The sequence below is a fragment of the Congregibacter sp. genome (assembly GCF_965660375.1).
Classification (GTDB): Bacteria; Pseudomonadota; Gammaproteobacteria; order Pseudomonadales; family Halieaceae; genus Congregibacter.
In genome coordinates, this window is sequence record NZ_CBFHZO010000117.1 from 39,721 (window position 1) to 45,720 (window position 6,000).

7 protein-coding genes are annotated in these 6,000 nt (G+C 58.4%); 3 read left to right on the forward strand and 4 right to left on the reverse strand.

The window, feature by feature from the left end:
- Positions 1-571: 571 nt before the first annotated feature.
- The gene (locus tag ACTG3T_RS11600) at positions 572-703 is read left to right on the forward strand and encodes a hypothetical protein (RefSeq protein ID WP_439102437.1); all 132 of its coding nucleotides are present in this window, start codon (positions 572-574) and stop codon (positions 701-703) included.
- A gap of 15 nt (positions 704-718) precedes the next feature.
- Here the strand turns inward: ACTG3T_RS11600 and ACTG3T_RS11605 are convergent, their stop codons facing one another.
- Genes ACTG3T_RS11605 through ACTG3T_RS11615 form a run of 3 tightly spaced genes read right to left on the reverse strand, consistent with a single transcriptional unit; the run spans position 719 to position 3,191 of the window.
- On the reverse strand, positions 719-1,474 hold the full coding sequence (locus tag ACTG3T_RS11605; protein WP_439102438.1) for an SDR family NAD(P)-dependent oxidoreductase: 756 nt from the start codon (positions 1,472-1,474) through the stop codon (positions 719-721).
- Positions 1,465-2,493 carry a ketopantoate reductase family protein gene (locus ACTG3T_RS11610; protein ID WP_439102439.1) on the reverse strand — a complete coding sequence of 343 codons (1,029 nt, stop codon included), beginning with the start codon at positions 2,491-2,493 and terminating at the stop codon, positions 1,465-1,467. The genes ACTG3T_RS11605 and ACTG3T_RS11610 overlap by 10 nt, the downstream gene beginning before the upstream one ends.
- A complete protein-coding gene (locus ACTG3T_RS11615; RefSeq protein ID WP_439102440.1) occupies positions 2,490-3,191 on the reverse strand; it encodes a creatininase family protein in 702 nt (233 codons plus the stop codon). The genes ACTG3T_RS11610 and ACTG3T_RS11615 overlap by 4 nt, the downstream gene beginning before the upstream one ends.
- 128 nt (positions 3,192-3,319) lie before the next feature.
- Between ACTG3T_RS11615 and ACTG3T_RS11620 the strand changes: the two genes are divergently transcribed.
- Together ACTG3T_RS11620 and ACTG3T_RS11625 are read left to right on the forward strand one after the other, a co-directional pair.
- A complete protein-coding gene (locus tag ACTG3T_RS11620; RefSeq protein WP_439102441.1) occupies positions 3,320-3,817 on the forward strand; it encodes a cupin domain-containing protein in 498 nt (165 codons plus the stop codon).
- 12 nt (positions 3,818-3,829) lie between these two features.
- The gene (locus tag ACTG3T_RS11625) at positions 3,830-4,417 is read left to right on the forward strand and encodes an NYN domain-containing protein (protein ID WP_439102442.1); all 588 of its coding nucleotides are present in this window, start codon (positions 3,830-3,832) and stop codon (positions 4,415-4,417) included.
- A 35-nt stretch (positions 4,418-4,452) separates the two neighbouring features.
- Here the strand turns inward: ACTG3T_RS11625 and ACTG3T_RS11630 are convergent.
- A partial coding sequence (locus ACTG3T_RS11630; RefSeq protein WP_439102443.1) for an amidohydrolase occupies positions 4,453-6,000 on the reverse strand: 1,548 nt, incomplete at its 5' end.

Genomic DNA, 6,000 nt, shown 5'->3' on the forward strand with positions numbered 1-6,000 from the left:
GAATGTTTCCACGATTTTTCCCGCACCCACTATTACGGCCGTATCCCCTACGTTGTCCCGAAATCCGGACTCAACGCTTTATCCATTGGTCTTTCCAAGGAGCAGGGGGAAGAGCACGGCATCCGGGTGAACACCCTCTTCCCAGGCCCTTATGATTACCCGTCGGGAAAATCCCGAGGGTGAATTTGAATATCGTTACCCCACGCCCAACGACGTGGCATCCACGGTCACCTGGCGGATGACATCGCCAGTGGCGAAACCCTCCATCCCTCCGGCGGCCTGAAGTTTGATCGCTCTGTGACCGAGGGCGAATTACTGCTGCCACCGGATCGTTAAAGCCTCGCCAAGCTCGGCGGCAAAGGGGTGGTGCTCATCGGTGACTGTATGCGCGAGGAACTCGCCGCCATCGGCGATGACATCGAAGACGCTCTGGATGATCTTTTTTAGAATGACGGCGGCTTTGATGTCGTGGTGAGCGCGCCCTTCTCCCGACTTCCCTATAACGCGCTGGCGGCAGAGCGCGAGGAGTCCTGGGCGCGAGTGCTCTCCAATACGGATTTTGCAAAGTTGATTGAAGAGCGAGCGTGAGGAGGAAATGGAGCGCCTGGTGTTCGCGGTGCCCCAGTGCGCCGTACCGGCACCCAGTCCCGCAGAGAGTCGTTATATGGCGCGGATCTTCCGGGGTAATGCGGTCACGGTGTAGCTCTGCCGCGCAGCATCAGGCATGCCCACCATCGACGGACAGGATCTGACCGGAGATCCACGCGGCACGCTCGGAGCACAGGAACAGTACAGCGTCGGCGATATCGTCGGCGCAGCCCAGGCGGCGCATGTGAATGCCGTGCAGCACCTGTTCCTGCCGAGCCTGCCCAAAGGCCTCCCACTGCCGGGCGGTGGATGGATTTGATAGCACAAAACCGGGTGCGACAGAATTGACCGTAATACCGTCGGGCCCCAACTCCAGAGCAAGCTGTTTGGTGAGTCCCACCAGTGCATGTTTGGCGGCGGCGTAGGACTGGATGCCGGTCAGACTGGGCCGCAGACCAGCCCCTGAGGATAGGGTGACGATGCGACCGCTTCCCGCAGCTTTCATTGCCGGTGCAAAAACCTGGGCGCACCACATGGCCGCATCCACGTTTGCATTAAAAATACTGTGCCAGTCGGCCTCACTCACGCTCTCCAGGGGTTTACCCACTTGCCCTCGCACACCGCCGGCGGCGGTAACAAGACCATGCACTGCCCCCTGCTCATCAAGCACCCGCTTACAAAGTCTGTGCGCGTCCTCTGCTCGGGACAGGTCTCCGGCATAAGTTCTCACACCGGCTAAGGACGCAAGCGCCTGCAGACCCTCAGCGTCGATGTCGAGCGCCGCCACGGTAGCGCCCTCTTCCACCAGACTCTTCACAATCGCCGACCCTATGCCCTGGGCGGCGCCGGTAACGACAAACAGCCTGTCCTTCAGCCCTAATTGCATGACTTCAGCATCTCGTCGAGGAGCGTCATGGACTGTTCGCGCCGGGCATTCTCAATATCATGAATCAACTCACAGAGCCGGCCGATCGCCGGCGTTGGAATACCGTGCCGATGTCCAATGTCAATCATGACGCCCATCTGGGCATCGACTTCCGTCTTGCGCTTACGCACGGCTAGATCCCGATAAATGCCCGAATGCGTTTTGGCAGTCTGGCGGTTGTGTGTGACCATCGCATTCAAAGACTTGCCAATCCCTGCCCGGTCACCCGTCGCGAAAGCTACGGGATCAAAACCATTAAACCCAATGGGCTCCACGCCCTCGACAGCTGCCAGTCGCATTACCTCGCTACCCAGGCTGGCGTAGACGTCACGGTGTTTCGCGGAATCCATAGCATCCGCCATGGACTCGGGCGTTAACGCCGTGGCGAAAAGCAGCGCGCCATAACCCAGCTTGCCCCAGAGATAACCCCAGATGTTGTCCGTCATCACCCCATCGGGTTCCACCAGGCGGAAAAGCGTGTGCATCTCCTTGAGACGCTCACTCCCGGAGCCATCAAGCTCACCCAGTGCCACTGCCGCGCGGTTGCCATAGAGAATTCGTCCGGGACCGAGCCAGTCGGCCCCAAAGTTCACAAAACAACCCAGGGTCCGTTCTTGACCGATGCGCCCGGCAATCAACTTTTCATTCAATCCGTTCTGCGCAGAAACCACAAAACCGTCATCCTGGAGATGGGGAAGTAACTGATCCAGCGCAGACGCTGTGTGGTGAGCTTTGACCGCAAGGACAACGCGACGGAACTGTCCCTGAAGACTGGCGGGCGTGTCAGCAGTCAACCGCTGTTGAAATGCCTCTACGGGACCTTCAATGCTCAATCCCTCGCCGCGCATGGATGCCACGTGGTCTTCCACCACGTCCACCATGTGCACGGACTGTCCCGCCCGCGCGAAATAGGCGCCCAAAATACCGCCGATGGCGCCGGCACCCCAGATAAGAATGGGGTCTTCCGCACTATCGCTCACTGCCACTCGCCTTCCAACAGCTCCCGCGTTTCCGCCACGGCGACGGCCCAGATTTCATCCATAATCTTATCGGACTTTTGATAATCACCGCCGTAGTTGCCATCGCCGATGAGGGTTCGTACCTCCTGGGGGCTGGCATCGCGGAGACGCTCAAAATCCACAAAGGGCTTCTGCTCATCGGGCATACTGCGGCCGGGAAGCCGGGTCCAGGCAAAGTTTTCCATCCAGGAAGCATGGGAGGCAACGGGGTCTTCGGCCTTTACCGCTGCCCAGGTTTTTGGCGCCCGCCACCAGTCATGGAAGCGGAGCGCCGTGCCGGGGTTATCGTTCACCCAAGCTGCACAGGCTGTCTGCACAGGACTATTGCCTCCGTGCCCGTTAACGATAAGTACCCGTCGAAATCCATGGGTGTACAAACTGTCCAGAACATCGCGCACCACCGCTTCATAGGTGGGCATGCTTAAAGACACGGTGCCCGGGAACCCCATAAAGTAAGGCGTGACGCCATAGGGCACTGCAGGAAACACCGGTACCTTTAGCGGCTCCGCCGCATCTGTCGCCATTTTCTCGGACAGGATGGAATCCACGGATAAACTGAGATAGGCATGCTGCTCTGTACTGCCCAGGGGCAACACACAGCGGTCATCGTGCTTCAAGTACTCTTCAATCTCGACCCAGTTGCTGTCACGAATCTTCAAGGCAAACTCCTTACTCTGTGGGGCTGTAATCTGCGTCATACAACGAAGGCGCGTAGCCGTCGACGATAGCGCGCCATTATGGTCAACTGGCCAGTAATAATCATCGTAGAGACAATCGGGAAAGTCCCATGGAAAGTCCCATGAAAGCCATCAGCGTAGCAAAGATCTTAGGATTTCTTCTGTGCATGACCGCCGTGCTGACTCAGGCGCAACCGCAGAACGTCGATTTTCAGGTAGTCCAGGAAGACAAGCTTACCTGGATGCCTGTCCCCGACGGTTTGGGCACGGAATTCGCAGTGGTGCGCGGCAACCCGGGCAAAAACGGCACCTATGTGATTCGCGTGCGGTTTCCCGCTGGTGTCATGGATACGCCGCATTTTCATTCTCAGGACCGCCACGTCACAGTCATCGAGGGGAGTTGGTTTGCAGGGATTGGCACAGGCTTCGACCCTGACGCGGCACAAGAGATCAAAGCCGGTGGATACATGTTTCATCCCGCCGGGGCAGCGCACTGGGACGGCGCGCGCGGTACAGAGGACGCTGTCGTGCAAATTATCGGAGAGGGTCCTGTGAGCACCGAGCAATCCAATCCCGGTGAAAATATGTGGGTACGTGTCCACGACTGAGCGCCGCGCCGAATGTCATTGCTGGCCCGCGTCACGGCTTTTCTCCGGGCTTCTTCGGCGCCGGCCGAGGCACACCCTGGGGAACCGGGCGCCGAAGAGTCACCAGGCGCCTCAGCGCTATTCGCGGGTCGACACTTTGTGCTGGACGGCACCAATATTGCGCTGCTTCATGGTCCCAGGCACCCCGAGTTGCGCTATGTTCTTGCCATCGCGCAGCATCTAGGCAAGAACGGTGGAAGTTTCACCTGCTTCTTCGACGCAAACACGTCCTACCTTTTCCGCGATGGGCGCCCCGAGCAGCTAGCGTGCTTCGAGCAGCTGATTAGTGAGCAACCCTGGGCAGAGCACTTTCGCGTGGTGCCCAGCGGCACGCAGGCGGACCCATGGATCCTGGAGCACGCAAAAGAAGAAGGCGCCGACGTGATCTCCAACGATCGTTTTAAGGACCGCGCGAAGGCACACCGATGGATTTGGAAGCGCCGGCACTCCCTGGAGGTCGTCGACAGGAAGCTTTGTCTCCCAACCCTGGAGACAAGCCTCGAACTGCTAGCGCTGCCCGAGGACTACCTTCACACCGACAACTTGGTCAAGGGACCCTGAAGCCGGTGTGTCGTGGTCAAAGCGAGTTTTTAGCTTTAGCGCTTTGGCTTTAACTGCGGATAATCCACGCCCAGCTGCTCAAGGTAGGTCGTGTACTTTGCGGGATCGTAGTACAGCGGCTCCAGCCGCTCTTTAAACGACCTCATGATCGCCGCGTTCTTCTCGATGGCAGGAGTATCCTCGTCGCTGATAAAGGGCACGTATTCGATATCCTTGAGCTGCTCCTCTTCAAAATAGGTCCAGGCATCTTCCAGTAATTCCGGCTCTGTCAGAAGGTCCACCATGGTGGCCGCAAGTACTTTGGCACCCGCTGCGGCGCCTTTGTGAGCAATGGGCGTTGCCATCGCCATGGCGGAAGACCAGTTGTGACCTATGGTTCCGGGAATGTTTGACGGGAACCGCAGAGTTACGGTCGGCACATTCCAGGATACATCCCCGATATCGTCGGAGCCGCCGCTAATGGGCTTTTCGGGAGGCGCCTGCAGTTCACTCAGCTTTGTTGCCAGTCCCTCTTCCTCGAGATCTTCAGCCTCCATGAGTTCCTGCACCGCGCGAGCAAAGGTCTGATCGTCTTCAGACCATTCGGGAAGACCCACCGCCTGGATGTTGTGATACATACGCTCTGCGATCACCTTGTTGAAGTGTCGGGGCCACGCGGACCCGATAATGCGGCGCTCCACCGTGGTACCGGTCATCATCGCTGCACCTTCGGCAATCTGCTGCAGGGACTCAAAGTTTTCCAGAATGTGTCTGGCAGTAATCTCACGAATGAAATACCAGACGCTTGCTTTTGAGGGCACCACGTTGGGCTGATCGCCGCCGTCCACCACGACGTAGTGAGAACGCTGCAGGGGTCGGAGATGCTCGCGCTTGTAGTTCCAGCCAACGTTCATCAGCTCAACCGCATCGAGAGCACTCTTTCCTCGCCAGGGATCACCGGCACCGTGAGCCGCCACGCCATTGAATTGGTACTGTACAGAGACCAGGCCCGTGCCCCGATCGCCGCCCCAGGATGTTTGCAGATTGCGCCCCACGTGAGTAAAAAGCACGGCATCGACATCCTCAAAACGTCCATCTCGAGCGTAGTAGGACTTAGCACCGACCAGCTCTTCTGCAATCCCGGGCCAGATCACCAAAGTACCCGGCAGCCCCTCACGTTCCATGATCTCTTTGACCGCCAAAGCCGCGGCAACGGTAACACCGTGCCCCGAGTTGTGCCCTTCACCGTGTCCCGGTGCGCCCTCAACCATAGGCTGCCGATAGGCCACCCCGGGCATTTGCGACGCCTTGGGAATACCGTCAACGTCCGAGCCCAGAGCGATTACCGGTTTCCCACTGCCCCAGCTTGCCCACCAGCCCGATGGCATACCGGACACATTCTGCTCGACGGCAAAGCCTTCTTTTTCCAACAGCTCAGTCATATAGGCCTGGGTTTCAAACTCCTGAAAACCCAGCTCAGAAAAGGAGAAAAGACTGTCGATAATCTCCTGAATAAGCTTTTCACGCTTTTCCACGCCCATGGCAGCCTCGGCCTGCAGCCCGGAAAGCATGGGCGTCGGCCGGTTTGATTCCTCCGCAGCGTT